General features: G+C 65.4%; 29 protein-coding genes. 28 read left to right on the top strand and 1 reads right to left on the bottom strand.

All coding sequences use genetic code 11. The features are described from left to right. The first annotated feature begins 97 nt into the window (after nt 1-97). The 6 genes from CAG31_RS20230 to CAG31_RS28490 all read left to right on the top strand — a co-directional run bounded on the left by CAG31_RS20230 (nt 98) and on the right by CAG31_RS28490 (nt 4715). The gene (locus CAG31_RS20230) at nt 98-331 is read left to right on the top strand and encodes a hypothetical protein (RefSeq protein ID WP_085584432.1); all 234 of its coding nucleotides are present in this window, start codon (nt 98-100) and stop codon (nt 329-331) included. Between the two features lie 328 nt (nt 332-659). Continuing rightward, a complete protein-coding gene (locus CAG31_RS20225; RefSeq protein ID WP_085584430.1) occupies nt 660-1178 on the top strand; it encodes a phage regulatory CII family protein in 519 nt (172 codons plus the stop codon). Next, on the top strand, nt 1171-1401 hold the full coding sequence (locus tag CAG31_RS20220; protein ID WP_085584642.1) for a TraR/DksA C4-type zinc finger protein: 231 nt from the start codon (nt 1171-1173) through the stop codon (nt 1399-1401). The genes CAG31_RS20225 and CAG31_RS20220 overlap by 8 nt, the downstream gene beginning before the upstream one ends. After that, nucleotides 1391-3610 carry a VapE domain-containing protein gene (locus CAG31_RS20215; RefSeq protein ID WP_085584428.1) on the top strand — a complete coding sequence of 740 codons (2220 nt, stop codon included), beginning with the start codon at nt 1391-1393 and terminating at the stop codon, nt 3608-3610. The genes CAG31_RS20220 and CAG31_RS20215 overlap by 11 nt, the downstream gene beginning before the upstream one ends. Then, nucleotides 3603-3962: a hypothetical protein gene (locus tag CAG31_RS20210; protein WP_085584426.1), complete on the top strand. Its 360-nt coding sequence runs from the start codon at nt 3603-3605 to the stop codon at nt 3960-3962. The genes CAG31_RS20215 and CAG31_RS20210 overlap by 8 nt, the downstream gene beginning before the upstream one ends. A 546-nt stretch (nt 3963-4508) precedes the next feature. Then, nucleotides 4509-4715 (top strand): hypothetical protein, encoded by a 207-nt coding sequence (locus tag CAG31_RS28490; RefSeq protein WP_176243872.1) that lies wholly within the window; start codon nt 4509-4511, stop codon nt 4713-4715. Here CAG31_RS28490 and CAG31_RS20205 read toward each other — a convergent pair. Next, complete coding sequence (locus CAG31_RS20205) at nt 4659-4925, bottom strand: DUF1883 domain-containing protein (RefSeq protein ID WP_085584424.1); 267 nt, start codon at nt 4923-4925, stop codon at nt 4659-4661. The genes CAG31_RS28490 and CAG31_RS20205 overlap by 57 nt on opposite strands. A 91-nt stretch (nt 4926-5016) precedes the next feature. Between CAG31_RS20205 and CAG31_RS20200 the strand changes: the two genes are divergently transcribed. The 22 genes from CAG31_RS20200 to CAG31_RS20095 all read left to right on the top strand — a co-directional run bounded on the left by CAG31_RS20200 (nt 5017) and on the right by CAG31_RS20095 (nt 20815). Then, nucleotides 5017-5361: a phage holin family protein gene (locus CAG31_RS20200; RefSeq protein ID WP_085584422.1), complete on the top strand. Its 345-nt coding sequence runs from the start codon at nt 5017-5019 to the stop codon at nt 5359-5361. Between the two features lie 139 nt (nt 5362-5500). Next, nucleotides 5501-6025 carry a terminase small subunit gene (locus tag CAG31_RS20195; RefSeq protein ID WP_085584420.1) on the top strand — a complete coding sequence of 175 codons (525 nt, stop codon included), beginning with the start codon at nt 5501-5503 and terminating at the stop codon, nt 6023-6025. Nucleotides 6026-6068: 43 nt separating this feature from the next. Next, on the top strand, nt 6069-7958 hold the full coding sequence (locus CAG31_RS20190; RefSeq protein WP_085584640.1) for a phage terminase large subunit family protein: 1890 nt from the start codon (nt 6069-6071) through the stop codon (nt 7956-7958). A gap of 10 nt (nt 7959-7968) precedes the next feature. Continuing rightward, nucleotides 7969-8184: a hypothetical protein gene (locus tag CAG31_RS20185; RefSeq protein ID WP_085584418.1), complete on the top strand. Its 216-nt coding sequence runs from the start codon at nt 7969-7971 to the stop codon at nt 8182-8184. Between the two features lie 2 nt (nt 8185-8186). Next, nucleotides 8187-9794: a phage portal protein gene (locus tag CAG31_RS20180; RefSeq protein WP_085584416.1), complete on the top strand. Its 1608-nt coding sequence runs from the start codon at nt 8187-8189 to the stop codon at nt 9792-9794. 2 nt (nt 9795-9796) lie between these two features. Further along, on the top strand, nt 9797-11029 hold the full coding sequence (locus tag CAG31_RS20175; protein WP_085584414.1) for a S49 family peptidase: 1233 nt from the start codon (nt 9797-9799) through the stop codon (nt 11027-11029). A 12-nt stretch (nt 11030-11041) separates the two neighbouring features. After that, on the top strand, nt 11042-11392 hold the full coding sequence (locus tag CAG31_RS20170) for a head decoration protein (protein WP_085584412.1): 351 nt from the start codon (nt 11042-11044) through the stop codon (nt 11390-11392). A gap of 12 nt (nt 11393-11404) precedes the next feature. Beyond that, complete coding sequence (locus tag CAG31_RS20165; RefSeq protein ID WP_085584410.1) at nt 11405-12439, top strand: major capsid protein; 1035 nt, start codon at nt 11405-11407, stop codon at nt 12437-12439. Nucleotide 12440: 1 nt separating this feature from the next. Then, nucleotides 12441-12653 (top strand): hypothetical protein, encoded by a 213-nt coding sequence (locus CAG31_RS20160; RefSeq protein WP_085584408.1) that lies wholly within the window; start codon nt 12441-12443, stop codon nt 12651-12653. A gap of 2 nt (nt 12654-12655) precedes the next feature. Continuing rightward, entirely contained in the window at nt 12656-12967 is a 312-nt protein-coding gene (locus CAG31_RS20155; protein WP_085584406.1) for a hypothetical protein, read from the top strand. Continuing rightward, the gene (locus tag CAG31_RS20150; protein WP_085584638.1) at nt 12967-13623 is read left to right on the top strand and encodes a hypothetical protein; all 657 of its coding nucleotides are present in this window, start codon (nt 12967-12969) and stop codon (nt 13621-13623) included. Before CAG31_RS20155 ends, CAG31_RS20150 begins: the two co-directional genes overlap by 1 nt. 4 nt (nt 13624-13627) lie before the next feature. Beyond that, nucleotides 13628-14146 carry a hypothetical protein gene (locus tag CAG31_RS20145; RefSeq protein ID WP_085584404.1) on the top strand — a complete coding sequence of 173 codons (519 nt, stop codon included), beginning with the start codon at nt 13628-13630 and terminating at the stop codon, nt 14144-14146. Continuing rightward, nucleotides 14143-14730 (top strand): phage baseplate assembly protein V, encoded by a 588-nt coding sequence (locus tag CAG31_RS20140; protein WP_085584402.1) that lies wholly within the window; start codon nt 14143-14145, stop codon nt 14728-14730. Before CAG31_RS20145 ends, CAG31_RS20140 begins: the two co-directional genes overlap by 4 nt. A 56-nt stretch (nt 14731-14786) precedes the next feature. Further along, a complete protein-coding gene (locus CAG31_RS20135) occupies nt 14787-15017 on the top strand; it encodes a hypothetical protein (protein WP_085584400.1) in 231 nt (76 codons plus the stop codon). A 5-nt stretch (nt 15018-15022) separates the two neighbouring features. After that, nucleotides 15023-15349 carry a GPW/gp25 family protein gene (locus tag CAG31_RS20130; RefSeq protein ID WP_085584399.1) on the top strand — a complete coding sequence of 109 codons (327 nt, stop codon included), beginning with the start codon at nt 15023-15025 and terminating at the stop codon, nt 15347-15349. Beyond that, nucleotides 15346-16230 (top strand): baseplate J/gp47 family protein, encoded by an 885-nt coding sequence (locus CAG31_RS20125; RefSeq protein WP_085584397.1) that lies wholly within the window; start codon nt 15346-15348, stop codon nt 16228-16230. The genes CAG31_RS20130 and CAG31_RS20125 overlap by 4 nt, the downstream gene beginning before the upstream one ends. A 1-nt stretch (nt 16231) precedes the next feature. After that, nucleotides 16232-16837 carry a phage tail protein I gene (locus CAG31_RS20120; RefSeq protein WP_085584395.1) on the top strand — a complete coding sequence of 202 codons (606 nt, stop codon included), beginning with the start codon at nt 16232-16234 and terminating at the stop codon, nt 16835-16837. Beyond that, on the top strand, nt 16834-18144 hold the full coding sequence (locus tag CAG31_RS28740; protein ID WP_256575471.1) for a phage tail protein: 1311 nt from the start codon (nt 16834-16836) through the stop codon (nt 18142-18144). Before CAG31_RS20120 ends, CAG31_RS28740 begins: the two co-directional genes overlap by 4 nt. Next, a complete protein-coding gene (locus CAG31_RS20110) occupies nt 18141-18698 on the top strand; it encodes a DUF4376 domain-containing protein (protein ID WP_256575472.1) in 558 nt (185 codons plus the stop codon). Before CAG31_RS28740 ends, CAG31_RS20110 begins: the two co-directional genes overlap by 4 nt. 103 nt (nt 18699-18801) lie before the next feature. Further along, nucleotides 18802-19968, top strand: coding sequence for a phage tail sheath family protein (locus CAG31_RS20105; protein WP_085584393.1), 1167 nt, complete (start codon nt 18802-18804; stop codon nt 19966-19968). Nucleotides 19969-19979: 11 nt separating this feature from the next. Then, nucleotides 19980-20483, top strand: coding sequence for a phage major tail tube protein (locus tag CAG31_RS20100; protein WP_085584391.1), 504 nt, complete (start codon nt 19980-19982; stop codon nt 20481-20483). A gap of 11 nt (nt 20484-20494) precedes the next feature. Next, nucleotides 20495-20815: a phage tail assembly protein gene (locus tag CAG31_RS20095; RefSeq protein ID WP_085584390.1), complete on the top strand. Its 321-nt coding sequence runs from the start codon at nt 20495-20497 to the stop codon at nt 20813-20815. Nucleotides 20816-20924 lie beyond the last annotated feature (109 nt).

Raw genomic sequence — 20924 nt, 5'->3', positions numbered from 1 at the left:
CATAGATTCTGGCGGGATTAACCTTCAGGGTGAATGTCATTGTGGGTATTGCATAAATTAACCCTTTAGGTTAATTTTTGATCTGGAGGTACAACCCATGAAGCTGCGTCAATACATACATAAACTGGATTCTGAAGCCCAGACGGCTTACGCCGAGCGTTGCCGGATCGCAGTGAGTTACCTACGCCTTCACGTGAAATACGGGAGTAAGGATCCTAGCGTCGCTTTGATAAAGGCTTTGGCTCGTGAAAGTGAAGGTAATGTTTCGATAGCTGAGGTTTTGGAGCATTTTGGTGTTATCGATTCGGTTCCACTCGAGAAAGTAGCTTAGAAAAAAGGCGACCCAAGGCCGCCCAGTTCCTCCCGACACGCACCACCACAGCGCTGTCGGGTCGCGATAAAGATAGGTGGGCACACCACATGCAAAACCACCTCTCTTTATCGCGCTTTTCCAAGGCTCGGAAGCCTTGGTGTTGCTGCCTTTTCCACCACAGATTGGGCAGCTGTTGCGCCAGGGGTGAGCAATGGATTGCTCGCCTCGGCACGGTGCCGGTGTCGATCCCGAAGATCTCGCCGGCGTTTGGGCCTCTTCAAGCCACGCGGCCAATGTATCACCACTGCATGCCGCGCGGCACTGGCAACATTCAAGGATTAATGCCATGAGCCGAATCGCTCTGAGTTCTCTTGACCGGGCGCAGCGGGAAATCCTGCCGCTCGATCTCGCGCTTTACCATGCCGCACGGGACTACCCCGGCGGCGCCGCTGCCATCGCCGCCACCACCGGCCGGAATGCGACCACGCTGCAGCACAAGCTTTCCCCGACCCACCCTAGCCACACGGTGAACATTCAGGAGTTCGGCGAGATCCTGGAACTGACCAAGGATCGCCGCATCCTGGACGCGGTGCATGCGCTGGTGGGGGACACGACCTGGCAGGAACTGGCCGAGGCCTACACCAACGACATGCCCGAGACGTTGACCACCGGGATCGCCGAGTACTTCCGTCAGGTGGCGACGTTGGCGGAGACCTGGGCCAAGAGCATCGGCGACGGTGTGGTCACCGATGAAGAGCTGGCCGCGATCCGCTTGCAGGTGTTCCGGGGCATTCAGGGCTTGCTCGGGATGTTCAACCGCGCCTCCTACGTCAACCAGACGACGCGGGGTGTTGACCGTGGCTGACATCGCAGATTTCGCCAATGACCTGGTGCAGAAGCGCGTCGACCAAGCGCTGGCTGCACGCTTGCTCGCCGCCAAGCCAGCCCTGGCGGCGCATTCGTTCTTGTTCTGCGAGGAGTGCGAAGAGCCCATCCCTGAGGCCCGGCGTTTGGCGCAGCCAGGCTGTACGCAGTGTGTGGAATGCCTCGCCAGCGCAGAGCTGAAGGGGGCGCGGTATGCTCGATGAGGTGTTGGACCAATTCGCGGATTTTGGTCTTGAGCCCGCGCAGCCGCTGACCTACGGCAAGCTGACCCGGTGCAAGACATCGCTGGACAAGAAGAGGGAAAAGAACGGCTGGTACATCGTTCACGAGTACATCACTGAGAAGGGCGACACGCTGATTTTCGGGGCCTTCGGTGACTGGCGTTCGGGCGAGTCGCAGAAGATCAAGGTCAAGGGCGGGCGGATGTCACCGGAAGAGCGTGAGGTCATGCGCGCCCGGCAGGAACAAGCCAAGCGTCGTGCCGCGGAGGTTGCAGCCAACGCGGCGGGCCGGGCGGCGAAGCGTGCGGCCGGGCTGTTCAAGCGCATGCCTGAGAAAGGGCGCAGCGACTACCTGGACCGCAAGCAGATCGTCGGGATGGGTGTCCGGTATGCGCCGCGCAGCGGGGCGTTCCTGGTGCCGATGTGCAACGTGCGCGACGAAATGGTCGGCCTGCAGGTGGTGTACCCCACCATTCAGGAGGACACCGGCCGGGACAAGTCCTACTGGCCCTACGGGATGTCGAAGGAGGGCGCGTTCCATCTGATCGGCCCGCATCCGGATCCGGGGGAGCCTGTGCTGGTATGCGAGGGTTACGCAACCGGCGTCAGCCTGCACATGGCGACCTCATTGACGGTGGCGATTGCGTTTGACGCCGGCAACCTGCTGGTGGTGTGCAAGGCGATGCGTGAGCGCTTCGCCGGCTGCCCGCTGATCATCTGCCGGGACGATGACTGGAAGACCAAGAAGCCGAACGGCGACCCTTGGAACCCTGGTGAGGAGAAGGCCAACAACGCGGCGCTGATCGTCGGTGCCCAGGTGGTCGCCCCGGTCTTTTCCAGCGAGCGCGAGGTGAAGTGGACCGACTTCAATGACCTGCATGTGGCCGAAGGCCTCGAGGCGGTGCGCCGCCAGGTGCTGGCGGTGGTCAAGCCGCCGGCCGCAGGCGGTTGGAAGGATTTGCTGGCCCGTGGCGACAGCGGCGCGTTGATTGCGCACATGCAGAACGTCGAGTTGATCCTGGCCAACGACGAGCGTTGGGCCGGGGTGATCAGTTTCAGCGCCTTTAGTTCGAAGATCGTCAAGCTGCGGGCCGCGCCGTATGGCGGCGGCACGGGCGATTGGGCGGACATCGACGACATGCGGGTGATGAAGTGGCTCGCGCAGCAGTACAACCTGCGGGTGAAGGCATCCCATGTGATCGAGGCGGTCAGCGTTGTCGCACATGACCATGCGTTCCATCCGGTGCGGCAGTACCTGCGAAAGCTGGAATGGGATCGCGTGCCGCGCTTGGAACGCTGGCTGACGGACGTCATGGGCGTGAAGGCCACGGACTACTCGGCCAAGGTCGGCAAGCGCTGGATGCTGTCGGCGGTGGCGCGGGTGATGAAGCCGGGCTGCAAGGCCGACTCGGTGATGATCCTGGAGGGCGCGCAGGGCGCCGGCAAGTCGACTGCGATGAGCGTCATCGGCGGCGAGTGGTTCATGGACACACCGTTTGCGCTGGGCGACAAGGACGGCTTTCAGGCGATCCGGGGTAAGTGGATTGTCGAGTTGGGGGAGCTGGACAGCTTCAACAAGGCGGAAAGCACCAAGGCCAAGCAGTTCTTTTCGGCCTCCACCGACACTTACCGCGAGAGCTACGGACGCCGGACCATGGACGTGCCGCGTCAGTGCGTGTTCGTCGGGACGACGAACCAGGACGAATACCTGAAGGATGCGACCGGGAACCGGCGCTACTGGCCGGTGGCGTGCACCAAGGTCGACCTGGAGCTGTTGCGCTCGATCCGCGACCAGCTGTGGGCCGAGGCGGTGTTCTGCTACGACGCGGGCGACCTTTGGTGGGTGGCGCGGGAAGAGGCGGCGATGTTCGGCGAGGAGCAGGACGAACGCTTCGTGGTGGACGAGTGGGAAGGACCGATCCTGGCTTGGCTGGAGGAGTCGCACATCGGCGAAACCGCCACCGGCAGCGATGTGCTGAACGCTGCCTTGAAGCTGGACTACGGGCACTGGGGCAAGCCTGAGCAGATGCGGGTCGGGGCGATCATGCATCGGCTGGGGTGGCGTCGGGTGCGGTTGCCGGCGTTGGCGAAGAGCAAGCAGCGGCCCTGGGCTTACAAGAAGCCGGATGGGTGGGGCGGCACCTCGGCGCTGCAGCAGGTCGCCTTCGAGGAGCCTTGCTTCGATGATTAAGGAGATCGATTCGCTGCTGAGGCTGTGGGCCCAGGAGCTGCATTCCGAGCTGTCCAAGGGCGGCCTCGCCGGCGGCAACATGGTCGCGATGATGATGGAGAGCAACGGCCAGTTGATCCGTGGCCGGCGCGCCAGCCGTGCGCCGCTGGAAAGCTCCCTGGACATTGAGCTAATCGTCAACAAGCACCTCGACCCCGAGCTGGTCGAGGTCGTGCGGGAGCACTACTGCAACTTCGACTGTGACATGACGATTCGCTACGCGAACTGCGGCTGCGGCCGTGACACCTACTATCAGCGCCTTCATGACGCGCACCTGGTCATCTGGGGCATGTTGTTGGGGGTGGCTGCTTGACCCCAGGCATGCGTCCGGCTGTTGCTGTCCCACTGGCCCGGCTTGTCCCGCTGCGTTTTGATGCAGCGGGACAGGTGCGGGCCTTGTCGTTGTTGGGTTGTCCCACCGTCCCGCTTTCCAACCACACCCGCCCGCCTATGCGTAGCGGCAACAGCACGCGCGTTTCACGCGCACGCGTGTTCTTTAAATTCTTCCTTTACACGAGAAAGAGGAAAGATAAGTGGGACAGTGGGGCGAAGCCCCGAATCTAGGCGCTCTCAGGTGTCCCACTCCGATCCCGAGAGGTGGGGCGAATGGGACACCACCGAAACAGCAGAATGCCGGGGTGAGATATTCGCCGACATTCGCGGGGCGTTCATGCGGTGTTCACTACATATTCACCGGGTGGCAGTGAAACAGGGTTGCTGCCACCGGAATCGACCTGTAAAAAGTAGTCATCTTCGATAGGTGCGACCGCAGAACGCGGCAGGCACCACACCACCAAACCCGGCCATTGCGCCGGGTTTTTGCGTTTAGGGGTAGTGCAATCTGACGAAGGAGTATCAAGTGAACGTATTCATAACGAACAGGAAGGGCCAACTGATCTGGTCGAGAAACGAAGTAGGCGGATTCACATCTTCCGCCTATCGAGGAGATTCAACATTGAAAAAAATTGAAGCGGCACTTGAAAGTGCACTGAGCCAGTGCAAGGGCGAATTAGATTTGGCGGATGATTCTAATGGAGTGCTTGATCATGGCGCTGCGGTTCCCTAGGTCGATGGTGATGTTCCAGTAGCCAGTCCTAGGAGCAGTAATCTGGGCTGGCAACATTTTGTAGAACCCACCCAGATAACTGTAGCTAAGACCTTCTTTGTACCTTGCAAAGTCGGCGTCTGACGTGAGTTGGATATTGCATTGGTGTGAGCAGTCAACCTCAACGATGTCACCTTCCGTTAAGTGTTCGCGCTTATGAAGAAAGTCCATGAGGCCTCCTGGCCTTTATCTAGTGGCCATTTGACGTTAGCAGTGAAATGTCTAAAAACCATCCCGTTCATCGGGACTATTGGAGTGAACGATGACTAACGAGCAACAAGCGCTGGCAGAAATGCCGATCTGGTTAGTGATCGTCCTGGCACTGGTCGGCGGCGTGTCGGGGGAGATGTGGCGGGCGGACAAGGATGGGGCGCGGGGCTGGGCGTTGTTGCGCAGGCTCGCGCTTCGGTCCGGTGCCTGCATCGTCTGCGGGGTGTCGGCGATGATGCTGATGATCGCCGCCGGCATGACGATCTGGACGGCGGGCGCCCTCGGGTGCCTGACCGCGATGGCCGGCGCCGATGTGGCCATCGGGTTGTACGAGCGCTGGGCCGCCAAGCGGCTGGGCGTTTCCGAAGCCCCACCGGCCGGGGGCGATCAGGGGTGATGCACCGTTTGGGGCGGCGGCGGGGGGCCGATTTTTCTAGGTTCTCCCCGTGGGCCGCCCCCTATACGGGTTAGCGAACTCGCGGATTCTCTCTAGCTGAGATTTCAGCAGGGATGTCCGTCTTTTCAAAGGGTTAGATATGGGCAGGACAGTCAATAAGGCCGACTTGAGCGAGATCGTCGGCCGTGATGAACGCACCCTGACCCGATGGCAGAACGACGGCATGCCGGTGATCGAGTTCGGCCTCGGGCGGGGCAACGAAAACCGCTACGACACCGAGGCCGTGATCCAGTGGCTGATGCACCAGGCTTCGCTCAACGGCAAGAAGGAATCCTCCCGCGACCGGCTCGACCGGATCCGCGCCGACCGCGAGGAACTGGCGATGGCGAAGGACTTGGGCGAGGTGGTCATCGCTGACGACCTGGTCGAACGCTTCGAGGCCATGATCACCGCCGCCAAGGTGGAATTACTCAACTCGTTTCCAGACGCATTGGCCGCCGAGCTTTCGGCGCGCTACGGCGTGGAGGTGGACGATCAACTGATACGGGATCCCATTGAAGCCATCCTGAGGAGGCTCTCTGACTATGACAAGGATGATGCCCCGTCAGATGGAGATTCTGACGAACCGGACGATCCGGAGGGCTTTGAGGAAGACGGCGACTAAAGCGCTGCGCGACGCCTGCCGCAAGTGGGCGCCGCCGCCGCGCATGAGCATCATCGCGTGGGCGGACAAGTACCGCTGGCTTGCGCCGGAGGAAGCGGCACGACCCGGCAAGTACCGCTTTGACGTGACGCCTCACCTGACCTGGCCAGGCGGCCCGCTTGAGGCCCTGGACGATCCGGCGGTCAGCGAGATCGTCGGCCGCAAGTCGGCGCAGGTGGCCTGGACTTCCGGTGTGCTGGGCAACGCACTGGGCAAATGGATCGACATCGATCCGTCGCCGATCCTGGTGCTGTTCCCCAAGGCGGAAGCGGCCAAGCAGTACGTCGGCGAGAAGCTTGAACCGATGATCGAGGCCACCCCACGGCTGCGCAAGAAGGTCGACCTGCGCAGCCGCAAGCTGCAGCAGCGGCAGGACTTCAAACGGTTTCCCGGCGGGTTCCTGAAACTGGTGGGCTCCAACAGCCCGGCCAGCGTGAAATCCACGCCGGTGCCTCGGGTGGCCATCGAGGAGCCCGACGACTGCAACCTCAACCTGCGAGGCCAGGGCGACAGCATCAAGCTGGCCAAGGAGCGTCTCAAGACCTTCCGGCGATCCAAGATCATCATCGGCGGCACACCGACCATCAAAGGCCTGTCGGCCATCGATGCGGAGCTGGAGCTGTCGGACAAGCGCGTCGGCCTGGTGCCGTGCCATGAGTGCGGCCAGGAGCACGCACTGAGCTTTGACAACCTGCACTGCGACGAGGATCCGGACTACCTCCACGAGGTGTACGGCAAGAAGCGCCCGGAGAAGGCGTTCTACTCCTGCCCGCACTGCGGTGCGATCTGGGACGACAACCAGAAAAACGCCAACCTCAAGCATGGGCGATGGTCGGCCACCGCCGAGTTTCGCGGCATCGCCGGCTACATTCTCAACGAGCTGTACGCGACGTTCTGGGGATCGCGCTTCCAGGTGCTGGTGGAGAAGAAGCTCCAGGCCGAACACGCGGCGGCGCAGGGCAACATCGGCCCGATGATCGCCTTCGTCAACAGCTCCAAGGGCGAGAGCTACGAATTCCAAAGCGACGCGCCGAAGTCAGACGAACTGGAGAAGCGCGCAGAGCCCTATGCCGAACTGACGGCGCCGAAAGGCGTACTGCTGGTCACCGTCGGCGTCGACGTGCAGGGCGACCGCCTCGCGCTGGTGATCACCGGCTGGGGGCGGGGCGAGGAGTCATGGCGGCTCTGCTGGGGCGAGCTGCATGGCAACCCCATCGACCCGCACGACAGCGTCTGGCATGAGCTGGACCGGGTCATCTCCCGGGCGATCCCCACCGAGGGCGGCGCGCAGCTGGCGGTCTCGGCGGTCAGCATCGACAGCTCGGACGGCAACACCAGCGATGCGGTGTACGCCTACGTGAGGGATCGCCAGCGCTACAACGTCATGGCGATCAAGGGCGCCTCCAAGGACAGCATCGACAAGGAGATCTTCACCAAGCCGCCGCAGTCCGTGGACACCTCGCAGGACAACACCAAGGCCGCCAAGTACGGACTGCGCGTGCACATCGTGGGCACCCACAAGGCCAAGACCCTGATCGACGGCCGGCTCCGGTTGAGGGGCGCCGGTCCAGGGCGCATGCACTGGTACAGCGAAATCCGCTCGGACTACTACGAGCAGCTCACCAATGAGGTGCTGGCCCCGCACCCGCGGACCCCGAGCAAGATGGTCTGGCAGAAGAAGGCCGGGCGCCGCAACGAGGCGCTGGACTGCGAGGTGTACGCCCTGCACGCCGCCCGGAGCCTGAAGACCCACCTGCTGCGCGATCACGAATGGGATCAGCTGGAGCAGCAACTGCTGCAGCCAACCCTGTTCAACAACGAACAACCCGTCGCCCCGATGCCGCGCCGAGCCGTGGCTCGCGGACGGGGCACCCGCAGCCGAGCGGGCTACTGAGGAAACAATCATGACAGACGCACAACAGCGCCTCGCGGAAGTGCGGGCGGCGATCTCTGACATCCTGAAAAAAGGGCAGCGGCTGCGCCGTGCGGACCGCGAGCTGCAGCGCGCCGAACTGAACAGCCTGCGCCTGCTGGAGCAGCAGTACGCCAGGGAGGTCGCTCTGGAGCAGGCCCAGCAGCAGGGCCGTGGCCGTAACCGCATCTCCTACCTGGCAATCTGACCATGGGCTTCTTTCGAAAGGATCCGGCCGAGCTGCTGATGCGCGAGGCCATCAAGCTCGCCAAGTCGGCCACCGGGGCACCGCCCATCGTCGCCCAGGGCGGAGGTGGCGGCGCCGAGACCCGCTGGCGTGGGGCCTCCCGCGTACTGCGCAGCATGGCCAGCTGGATCCCCGGCCTGGGCAGTCCGCGCCGGGATCTCGACCAGAACGAGCGGCGCATGCTGGTGGCCCGGTCGCGGGACGCCATGCGCAACCACCTCATTGCACGGGCGGCCATCACGCGTCTGCGCACCAATGTGGTGGGAACCGGCCTGGTCTGCCGCTCGCAGGTCGACCACTCGGCACTCGGCCTGAGCGAAACGCAGGCCGACGAACTCAATGCCCAGCTCGACCGGCTCTGGTCGCTGTATGCCGATGACCCGCGTGAGTGCGACGCAGAGGCGACCCTGAACCACTATCAGCTGCAGGCGCTGGTGATGGTCTCCTCCATGGTCGGCGGCGACGTGCTGATCGCCAGCCCCGACGACGAGCGTCCGGGCTGCGTCTTCAGCACGCGCCTGCAGCTGATCGAGTCGGATCGGGTGTGCAACCCGGCAGGCCGGCTCGACGGTGCGAACCTGGTGGACGGCGTCGAGTTCGACCGGCTCGGCGCGCCGGTGGCCTACCACGTCTGCAGCGGCTACCAGAACGAGTACACCAGCGGTCAACCGCTGACTTGGGAACGCCTGCCGGCGTTCGGGGCGCTGACCGGGCGGCGCCGGGTGATGCACGTCATGGCCGACAAGGAGCGCCCCGGCCAGAAGCGTGGCGCGCCGTACCTTGCGCCGGTGCTGGAGCCGCTGCAGAAGCTGGAGCGCTACAGCAGCGCCGAACTGATGGCGGCAGTGATCTCGGCCATGTTCACCGTCTTCATCAAGAAGACCAACGACTTCCAGGTCGGGAACCTGCCGATGACCGCTCTGGCGAATGAAGGCGGCGGCCCTGGTGGCGACACCACCGGGGATGGCGAACTGGCCTTGGGCGAGGGCGCGATTGTCGACCTGGGGCAGGGCGAGGAACCGATGATCGCCAACCCGGCGCGACCCAACGCGCAGTTCGACCCGTTCTTCACCGCCGTGGTGAAGGAGATCGGCGCCGCCCTGGAACAGCCGATGGAGGAGCTGCTGCTGCACTACAGCAGCAGTTACAGCGCGGCCCGCGCAGCGATGCTGCAGGCTTGGCGCTTCTACAGCCTGCGCCGCTGGTGGCTGATCTGCGACTTCTGCCAGCCCAGCCGCGAGCTGCTGATCGACGAGGCTGTGGCTCGGGGGCTGATCAGCTTGCCCGGCTATGCGGATCCCGCCACGCGCAAAGCCTACTGCCAAGCGATTTGGATCGGCCCGGCCCGTGGCGCCATCGATGAGCTGAAGGAGGCCAACGCCGCCGGCAAACGCATCGAGATCGGCGTCAGCAACGAGACGCTGGAGACCGCCGCGATGACCGGTGAGCCGTGGCAACAGGTGTACCGGCAACGCGTTCGGGAAGTCGAGCAACGCCGTAAGGACGGCCTGCACACCCTCCCCAAAGGGCGCGAACAGGAAGCGCCTCCCAACAAACCCGACGAGGAATAACCATGCCCCGCGCATTCGAGCTGGCTGCCTCGCAGCCGTGGCTGATGCTGCCCGGCGCCCTGGAAAACCTGCTGACCATCGCAGACCGAATGGGCGACCCGGCGGCTCTGGAGACCCGCACCGGCACGCGGCTGGACAACAGCCGCACCGTCAGCGTGCGCAACGGAGTTGCGATCATCCCGGTGGTCGGCCCCGTGTTCCGCTACGCCAACCTCTTCACCGAGATCAGCGGCGCGACCAGCACCCAGGTGCTGGCCACCGACCTGCAGAAGGCGCTGGACGACCCCAAGGTCAGCGCAATCATCCTGAACATCGACAGCCCCGGTGGCGTTGCCGCCGGCATCAACGAGCTGGCCGACCTCATCCATGCGGCCCGAGACCGCAAGCGCATCGTCGCCTACATCGGCGGCACCGGAGCCAGCGCGGCCTACTGGATCGCCTCGGCCGCCGGCGAGATCGTCATCGACGAGACCGCGCTCGCCGGCAGCATCGGCGTCGTGGTCGAGGCGGTGGTGGAGGGTGAGGCCGCCACCGGGCGCAAGCGCTACCAGATCGTCAGCCGCAACGCACCCAACAAGCGGGTGGATCTCTCCACCGAAGAAGGCCGGGCCAAGGTCGGCGAGACCGTCGACGCCATGGGCGACGTGTTCGTGGCCAAGGTCGCCCGCAACCTGGGCGTGGATCCGGAGCGCGTCCCCGAGATGGGCGACTTCGGCGGGTTGCGCGTCGGCGCCGCCGCCGTCGAGTCCGGCCTGGCCCACCGGCTGGGCTCGCTTGAAGCACTGATTACCGAACTGGCCAAAACGGCCACAAACCAACCGAGGAAATTCAACATGACCACCGTCAGCAGCACGGCGGAGTTGCGTGAGGCGCTGGCCGCCGGCACGGATCCGCAGACCATCCAGATCGCCCAGGCCAGCCAGCCGGATCTGGAGAGCATCCGCACCCAGAGCCGCGAGGAAGGCGCTACCGCCGAACGGCAGCGCATCACCGGCATCAACGCCCTGGCCAGCAAGGGGTTCGAGACCGAGATCGCCGCCGCCATTGATGCCGGCACCTCGGTCGAGGCCACCGCGCTGCAGTTGTTCAAGGCAGCCCAGGACCGCGGCATTTCCCTGAGCGCGATCAAGTCCGACGCCACGGGCACGTCGGCCTCGACACCGACCGGTGACGCTGGCCAGGGCGAGCGCAAGGCCGTGGTCAATGCCATCGTCGTGGGCGCCTCGCGCCGCTGACAGGAGAAGAGCATGAGCAATCCAGAACGCCAAACCTACGTGCCCGAGCAGCTCTCGGCGGGCGCCTTCCCCGTGATGATCGACACCGCCGTGATCGCCGCCGGCCAGAACCTTCCGCTAGGCGCGGTGCTGGGGCAGGTCAAGGCAAGCGGCGAGTACGTGCTGTGCAAGGCCGCAGCCAGCGACGGCTCCGAGGTGCCGTCGGCGATCCTCGACCAGGCCACGGACGCCAGCAAGGGCGCACAGGCGGCGCCGATCCGACTGACCGGCGAAGTGCTGGCCACCCAACTCACCCTCGGCGAAGGGCTCACTGTGGCGAAGGCGAAAGCCTCGCTGCGTGCCCTGTGCCTGTTCGTTCGCTAACCGGAGTTTCCGATGGATATTTTTGATACCCGCACCATGCTGGAAGCGGTCGAGCAGATGCCGACCGCACGCCGATTTCTGCTGAACACCTTCTTCAATGGCGGCAACCCGGTGACGTTCCCGACCAAGTCCGTGGACATCGACATCGTCAAGGGCAAGCGCAAGATGGCGCCGTTCGTCAATCCGCGCCTGCCGGGCAGCCTGTCGCTGCGCGAGGGCTACACCACCAGCACCTACTCGCCGCCGTACATCCAGCCCAAGCGCGAGACCACCGCCGAACTGGTGCTCAAGCGTGCAGCCGGCGACAACCCGTACTCCACCCGCACCCCGCTGGAGCGTGCCGGCCAGTTGCTGGGCAAGGATCTGCGTGACCTGGACGACGAGATCGTCCGCCGCGAGGAGTGGATGTGCGCCCAGGCGCTCACCACCGGCAAGGTCCGAGTGATCGGCGAGGGCGTGGACGACACCATCGACTTCCTGATGGCGAGCGACCACCGGATCAGCCTCGGCAGCGGGCAATGGAACACGGCCGACGCTGACCCCATCAGCAACCTGCGCACCTGGAAACGCAAGATCGCCAAGGACTCCGGCCGCACGGCCAACACCGTGGCCATGAGCGGCGAGGCGCTGGACGCCTTCCAGTCCAACGCGACGGTGATGAAGCAACTCAACACCCGCCGCGTCGACATGGGCATGATCAAGCCCGAGGAGCTGCCCGATGGTGTGACCTACCTGGGCTACCTGAGCGATCCGGGCGTCGACCTGTACGGCTATGACGAGTGGTATCTGGCCGATGGCGAAGAGGACGAAGAGCTGCCGATGATCCCCGCCGGTGGCCTGATCCTCGGATCCACCTCGACGCGCAACGCCATGCTGTACGGTGCGATCCAGGATCTGGCGGCCGTCGAAAGCGGCCTGGTCGAAGCGGCGCGCTTCCCGAAAAGCTGGGTCACTGAAGAGCCGAGCGCCCGCTGGCTGAAGCTGCAGAGCGCCGCCTTGGCCGGCCTGCTGGAGCCGGACGCCTTCATCTACGCCAAGGTGGTGTGACATGGCCAAGAAAGCCGAATACCTGGTGATCGACGGCTGCGTGCAGGACGGCCGCAATGTGGCGGTCAAGGGCCAGCCGTACAACCCGCCCAGCAAGGAGGTGGCGGACGCGCTGGTGGCCGAGGGGCGCATCGCCGCCATCAAGGATCCGCGTGCCCAGCAGTTGCTGCAGGAGAGCCCGGACGCAACCGACGACGCAGACGACGGTGCGTGACCGTGGGCTTTCGCGAGCTGAGCGACGACATGGATGCCCTGGTGCTGGATGGGCTGGGTGACACGGGAACGGTCGGCGGTCGGGAGATCGCCGGCTTCTTTTCCGCACCATGGCTGCAGCCACGCATGGGGCGGATCAACACGGGGCTCCGTGAGCCGCGTTTCGAGATCCGCGTCTGCGATGCGGACGGGGTCGAGGAGGGGCAACTGGTGGACATCGACCTGCCGGCGCAGGACGGTGGCGGCCTTTATGACCTGGTGAAGCTAGAACCTGACGGCGACGGCTGGGTGGCATTGCTGTTGAGGGCCAGATGATGAGCGTAGGCAGTCATTTCAAGCCATCGGCCAGCGGCGGGATGATCTCGCTGCAAGCCAACTCCGCAGAGCTGAAAGCGTTCCAGGACTTCGCGGCCCTGGTGCCCAAGGCCGCCGCCAACGCCCAGCGCAGGGCGATCAACAAGACACTGCGCTGGCTCGTCACCTACATCGCCAGGGCCGTCGGCCGTCAGGAGCGGATAGCGCTCAAGGCGGTGAGGCAGCGCCTGCGGGCCTATCCGGTCAGCGGCGGGGCCAACAGCGGCAAGCTGTGGTTCGGCCTCGACTCCATCGAGGCCAGCCGCATCGGCAGCGTCCGCCAGGGCAAGACCGGCGTGTCGGTTGCAGGCCGCCGGTACGCGGGCGCCTTCCACAAGAAGGTGTACGGCAGCCAGGCGGACATCTGGATCCGCACGGCCAGCAAGCACTTCGACGCCGCCGACTACCCGGACAGCGACGTCAGCGCGGCCGGCGGGGCCAGCTCCGGATGGATCGCCGAACACGGCAGCCGCTTCCCGCTGGCCAAGGCCAAGGTCTCACTGGAGCAAGCCCGGCCTCTTTTCGAGGCTTGGGTGCGAAAGGCGGATGAACACCTGGTGCATGTGCTGCAGCAGGAACTCAACTTTGAACTGCAGAAGCACCTGAAGGGGAACTGACGCGATGGACGAACCGGAAATCCCGTTCAGCCTTGAACGGCTGTTCCGGGCCATTGAGATGCGCATCCAGGCTCACCTGCCGGACGTGCGGACGGTGTCCATGTGGCCCGACATCAGGGATCGCATACCGCTGCCGGCGGTGCTGCTCGAACTGGCGGAGCTGGAGCCCGGCCACGATCCGGGCACCGGCGAAACCAGCCTGACCTGCAAGTTCGAGGCGCGGGTGATCACTGACCCGATCCACCGGGATCATCACCAGCAGGCTGTGTTCCTGGTCGGCCAACTGGCGGTGCTTCTGCGCCTGCAGACTTGGGGCGTGGAGGTCGAGCCCGCCGAGTTCGTGCAGGCCATGCCGGACTGGACCAAGCCCGAACTGGACGGCTACACCGTCTGGGCCGTGGAGTGGACGCAGCAGGTCTACCTGGGCGAGGCGCAATGGCCTTGGCCGGACCAACCGCCGGGCACCCTGGTGCTGAACATTGATCCGGGCGACGGCCCGTTCCGGCCGGAGGACGTGCCATGAGTTCGGGCTACGTCGCGGCCCAGCACGACCGCATGCTCGCCGGCCTGGTCAAGGACTGCTACGTGGTCGCGGTGGATCTCGCCGCGTCCCCTCCGGCCTGCCGGGTCTCGGACGGCGAATGGGTCAGCGGCTGGGTGCGCTGGCACAGCATCGCCGCCGGCAAGGCCCGGCACTGGCGGGCGCCGAGCCTGAACGAGCAGGGCACCCTGATCAGTGCCAGCGGCGACGTGGCCCAGGGCACGTTCATCCCGGGCCTTTACGGCAGCGGCGGGCCGCCGCCGGACAACCGCGACCACGTCGAGGTCTGGCGCTTCGAGGACGGCGGATCCCTGGTCTACGACTGGCAGGCCAAGAGCTACGCCATCAGCCTGCCGACCGGCACGGTCACCATCAACGTCGGGGGAACCCAGGCCGAGGTGACCGACAGCGCCGTCACGGTGAAGTCGGGAACGATCGATCTCGAAGGCAAGGTGAACATCAAGGGGCCGGTCAACATCGACGGCCCGCTGCACGTCACCCAGGACGTCACCGGCGGCGGGAAGATCCTCGACACCTCGGGCAACAGCAGCAACCACAAGCATTAGCGATTACCCATTGACCCGGCCCGCCCTGCGCGGGCCTTTTTCTACCCGGAGCAATCATGGCCAAACCCCAAGACGATCCAGCGGCGCAGGCACCTGCCGCCGTTCCGACGGTGCCGGCGGCCCCGTCGGTCACCTTCCGCGACACCCTCTACACCTCTCGCACCGTCATCCTGCCGGACGGCCGCACGCTCGCCGTGGCCGGCGCCCTGGTCACGGTCGAGGCCGGCGACGACACCGCGCTGAAGTGCCTCAAGGCCCATCCCGAATACGAGCAGCTCAAGGAGTAGTCCCGATGATCGGAATGGATCGCCACACCGGGCAACCCATCTCCGGCATCGAGCATCTGCGCCAGTCCATGGCGGACATCCTCGGCACCCCCTTGATGAGCCGGCGCGAGCGCCCGGAGTACGGCAGCAAGCTGCGGCGCATGGTCGACCTGCCCATCAACGAAGGCTGGAAGAGCGCCGCGCAGGCCGAGGCCGCCCGGGCGCTGCGCCAGTGGGAGCCGCGCCTGCGGCTTGAGCGCGTCGTCGTCATGTCGGTGCTGGGCGGCCAAATCAATTTCAAGATAAGCGGCGAATACCTCGGTGAGCGCGGCACGTTGGAGGTGTGGGTATGAGTACCTTGGTGGATCTGTCGGAGCTGCCGGCGCCGGACGTGCTGGAGCCGCTGGACTTCGAGGACGTGTACGGCGAGGCGCTGGAGGTGTTCCGGGGGCACATGGGGCAGAACTGGACGGCGTCGCTCGAGAGCGACCCGGTGACCAAGCTGCTGGAGGTCGGCAGCTACATCAAGCTCGGCAACCGGGCGCGGGTCAACGACGCGGCCAAGGCGCTGCTGCTGTCCCACGCCACCGGATCCGACCTGGACCAGCTGGCGGCCAACGTCAACCTGAAGCGCCTGGTCATCCAGGCGGCCGACCCGCTGGCCGTCCCGCCGGTCGAGGCGGTGAAGGAGTCGCACGACGCCCTGCGCGAGCGGGTGCAGTTGGCCTACGAGGGGCTGACCACTGCCGGCCCGCGCAACAGCTACATCCTGCATGCGCGCAACGCCTCGGCGCTGGTCGCCGACGCCACGGCGGAAAGCCCGGGGCCGGCCCGCGTCGACGTCACGGTGCTGGGGCTGGAGGGCGACGGCACGGCCGGTCCGGAGCTGCTGGCCCTGGTCGCGGCGGCGGTGAACGACGATGACGTGAGGCCGGTCGCCGACCGCGTCACCGTGCGCGGCGCCGAGATCCTGCGCTACAGCGTCGACGCCGTGCTGCACATGAAGGGCGCCGGCCCGGAGAACGACGCGGCGCTCACCGAGGCGATCCGGCGGCTGGGCCTGTGGATCAACCCACGGCGCCGGCTGGGCGTCGAGGTGGCGCGCTCCGGCGTCGACGCGCAGCTGCACGTCGCCGGTGTCGCACGGGTGGAGCTGCGGGGATGGCAAGACCTGAAGCCGACCAAGGCCCAGGCCGCCTACTGCACGGGTTACAGCGTCGTGCTGGGGGACTGACATGCGCAGCCTACTACCGCTCAACAGCACCCCCTTGGAGCGGGGCATCGAGGCCACGTTCGCCGAGACCACCCTGATCCCGCTGCGCGCCTTGTACAACCCCGACAACTGCCCGGTGCACCTGCTGCCGCACCTGGCCTGGGCCTGGTCGGTCGACCGCTGGGATCCGGCCTGGCCGGAGCCGGTCAAGCGCGCCGCGATCAAGGCCTCGTTCTACATCCACAAGCACAAGGGCACCATCGGCGCCCTGCGCCGGGTGGTCGAGCCGCTGGGCTACTTGATCGAGGTGCTGGAGTGGTGGCAGACCGCACCGGAAGGCGTGCCCGGCACCTTCGCCCTGAAGGTCGGCGTCCTCGACACCGGCATCACCGAGGAGATGTATCGGGAGCTGGAGCGCCTGATCGACGACGCCAAGCCGGTCAGCCGGCAGCTGACGGGCCTGGCCATCAGCCTCGAAACCAAGGGCGACCTGAACATCGCCGCGACCCTCTACGACGGCGACGAGATCGACGTCTACCCGCCGGTGATGCGTGACATCGAGGTCACCGGAAGCTTCGGCGTGGTCGGCCGCGAACACACCATCGATACCCTGGACATCTACCAATGACTGATGCGAACACGCAGTTCTTCGCCATCCTCACCAACGTGGGGAAGGCCAAGCAGGCGAACGCCGACGCGCTCGGCATCCCCTGGAGACTCTCCGACATGGGCGTCGGGGACGCCAACAACATCGATCCGGTCATCCCCTCCGAGGGGCAGACCAAACTGATCAACGAATGGCGGCGCCGGCCGCTCAACCGGCTGATGACCGATCCGGTCAACCCGGCGGTGCTGATCGCCGAGCAGGTCATCCCGGCCGACGAGGGCGGGCGCTGGATCCGCGAGATCGGCCTGTACGACGCCGACGGCGACCTGGTGGCGGTGGCCAACTGCGCGCCGAGCTTCAAGCCGCTGCTGTCGCAGGGCTCGGGCCGGACGCAGATCGTGCGGATGAACTTCATCGTCACCAGCACCGGCAACATCCAGCTCAAGGTCGATCCGGCGGTGGTACTGGCCACGCGGGCCTACGTGGAGGCGGCCATCCTGGAGGTGCTGCCCAAGAACAAGACTGCCGGACAGTACACGCGGGTCAAGGTCAACGAGCGCGGCATCGTCGAGTCGGGTGACAACCCGACAACGCTGGCGGGATACGGCATCACCGACAGCTACAGCAAGACGCAGGTTGATCAAAAGGTCAGCGATGCGCTGGCCGCCACGACTCCGAACCGCCTGCTTGGTCTCCGACGTATCCGATCCGCGCAGGGCTATACGCAGATCTACAACGCAACGCCAGGCACCGGTAAGGTCCGGGTTCGCGGCGAGGGCGCGGGTGGTGGAGGCGGCGGCGCGTACTCGACAGCCGCTGGGCAAATTTCCGGCGGTTGCGGCGGGAGCGCTGGGGCGTTCTTCGACACTTGGATCACCAGCGGCTTCAACGGCGTCCAGGTGACACTCGGCCGGGGCGGAATAGGCGTCCTGGCGGCCAAGGGCGGCAACGGCGGCGCCACGTCGTTTGGGGCTTTTGCCACGGCGCCGGGCGGTTATGGCGGCGGACTGGTGGGGAACATCGCGCCGCCGGTGTACCTGGGGCGCACGCCGAATTCAGAGTATGCGACTGGCGGGGCTTTCGCGAACAGCTCGGGGCAAGGCGGTGGTGGGTTCTTAGCTCCCATGGCCGGGTTCTGTGTATCCGGTGAGGGTGGCCCGAGCCGCTGGGGAGCGGGCGGCAACTCAATCTCTCAGAGCGGCAACGGTACTCCCGCTGGCACGCCTGGGGCGGGCGGCGGCGGGGCCGTGGCCCAGCCGTCCTACCCCTCACACCTGAAGGGCGGCGACGGCGGAGACGGTTGGATTGAGATCGAGGAATGGACATGAGTGTTTATGTGCGTGTGAGTGCCGGCGAGGTGTTCGAGCGGGTCGAGACGGACGGCGACATCACGAAAATGTTTCACCCGTCGATGGTCTTCGTCTGCATAGACGGCATCGAGCCGCCCCCTTTGGAGGGCTGGCAGGCCATCGAGTCCGGCGGCGCCTGGCGGTTCTCGCCGCCGGACGCGCCGGTCACGACGCCGGAGCAACAGGCCGCCCTGGTCGCGGCCGAGCGGTTCAAGCGCGAGGCGACCGGCGTCCTGGTCGACGGACTGTCCATCGAGACGACCCGCGACAGCCAGGCGCTGATCGCCAGCACCGGGCTGGCCGCGATCTACGACCCGGAGTACCGCTGCAACTTCAAGACCGCGACCGGCTTCGTCGAGATCGGCTCGGCGGAAATCGTCGCGATTGCCACGGCGGTGCGCGGCCATGTGCAGGCCTGCTTCGACCGCGAGCTGGAACTGCTGCGCCTGATCGAGGAGGGCGAATACCGCGACGAGCTGCTCCACCAGGGCTGGCCGGCACCGACGCCGCCGGATCCGCCAAAGCTGCAATGAACGCCCCGCACCGTCGGGGCGTTTTCCTGTCCGCTACAACCTGCACGACCCATCCAATAGCCTCGCTCACGCGGGGCTTTTTCGTTTCTGGAGATTGACCCTCATGAGCTTCTACCACGGCGTCACGACCGCCTCGGTCGATACCGGCGCACGCACCATCTCGCTGCCGTCCTCCTCGATCATCGGCCTGTGCGACACCTTCACCCCCGGTTTGCTCGGCGGCGGCACGGCCAAGGCCGGCGAGCTGAAACTGATCACCACCGAGCGCGAAGCCATCGCTGCGTTCGGCGCGGAATCGGCGATCACCAAGTCCTGTAAGGCGATCTACGCCAAGGCCAAGGTGGTCATCGTCGCCATCGGCGTGCCGAAGATGGACGACCCGGCGCTGCAGACCTCGGCGATCATCGGCGGCGTGCTGACCTCCGGGCAGCGCACCGGCTTGCAGGCGCTGCTCGACGGCAAGAGCCTGTTCAACGCGCAGCCGCGGCTGCTGATCGCGCCAGGACATTCGGCGACCCAGGCGGTGGCCACGGCCATGGACGGCCTGGCGCAGAAGCTGCGGGCCATCGGCATCATCGACGGGCCGGGCACCACCGACGAGGCCGCGATGGCCTACGCGAAGAACTTCGGCAGCCGCAACCTGTTCATGGTCGACCCCGGCGTGCAGTACTGGGACACCGCCGAAAGCAAGACCGTTGACGCGCCGGGCTCGGCGTGGGCAGCCGGCCTGTTCGCCTGGACCGATGCCGAGTACGGTTTCTGGGCCTCACCGTCGAACAAGGAGTTCACCGGCATCACCGGCACCGGACGGGCGGTCGAGTACCTGGACGGCGACGAGACCTGCCGGGCCAACCTGCTCAACAACGCGAACATCACCACGATCATCCGCGACGACGGCTACCGGCTGTGGGGCAACCGCACCCTGTCGAGCGACCCGAAATGGGCGTTCGTCACCCGCGTGCGCACCCTGTTCATGATCATGGACGCAGTGCAGGCCGGGCACAAATGGGCGGTCGACCGCTCGATCACCAAGACCTATGTCAAGGACGTCACCGACGGCCTAGAGGCGTTCATGCGCGACTTGAAGAACCAGGGCGCGGTGATCAACTTCGAGGTGTTCCCCGACGAGGAACTGAACACCGCGAGCCAGATCGAGCAGGGCAAGGTGTACTGGCGGATCCGCTTCACCGACGTGCCGCCGGCCGAGAACCCGAATTTCCTTTTTGAGGTCACCAACCAATGGATGACCGAAGTGCTTGAACCCGCCTGAGGAGGCCACTGATGAATCCTGAAGTTTTGTCCAACAGCGTGGCGTTTATCGACGGCGTCAGCTTCTCCGGCGAAGTCCCCAATCTGACGCTGCCCAAGGTGGTGCTGAAGATGGAAAGTTACCGGGGCGGCGGCATGGCCGGCGAGATCGAGATCCCGGTCGGTGTCGAGAAGCTCGAAGCCGGTTTCACCACCACCGGCGTGCGGCGGGAGGCGCTCAAGTGGTTCGGCCTGTCCGACCGCACCGCCTGCAACGCGGTGTTCCGGGGCTCGTTCAAGGGCTACAAGGGCAAGGTGACCCCGGTCATCGTCACCATGCGCGGCGGCCTCAAGGAGGTCGACATGGGCGACTGGAAGCCGGGCGAAAAGGCTGAGACCAAACACAACATGGCATTGACCTACTACAAGCTCGAAGTCGGCGGCCGGGTGGCCTTCGAGATCGACATGGTGGGCATGGTGCTGGTGATCGACGGCGTCGACCACCTCGCTGAAGAACGTGCGGCCCTGGGCCTCTAAGGAAGAGTGAAATGAACCAAGATATCCAACCGGTCTTCCCAAAAAAACTCCCCAAGTGGCTGCAGCTCTCGGAAGAGGGCTACCGCATTCGCCTCCGTTGGCCCATCGAGCTAAACGGCGTGAAGGTAGACACCCTGGCGATGCGCGCGCCTTGTGTGCGTGATGTACGTGCGGCGCAGGCGACCTCCAACGGCGACGCGGAACAGCGCGAGATCTCGCTGTTCGCCTCCCTAACCCAGACCTCCGAGGCGGAGCTGGGTGCGCTGAAGGTGATCGACTACGGACGATTGCAGGCTGGCTACTTTCGTCTGGTCGAGGACGACGAGGTGTGACGTGACCACGTTGAAGGCCCTGGCCAAACGCATGGCCAGGGAGACCGGGTTCTCGGCAGCCGAGATCACGGGCATGCCCTTCAACGAACTGGTGTGGTGGCTCTCCGAC

The sequence above is a fragment of the Pseudomonas sp. R25(2017) genome, assembly GCF_002112565.1.
Taxonomy (GTDB): domain Bacteria; phylum Pseudomonadota; class Gammaproteobacteria; order Pseudomonadales; family Pseudomonadaceae; genus Aquipseudomonas; species Aquipseudomonas ekonensis.
Note: the sequence above shows the minus strand (reverse complement) of the source record. Positions and strands in the feature narration are given on the sequence as shown.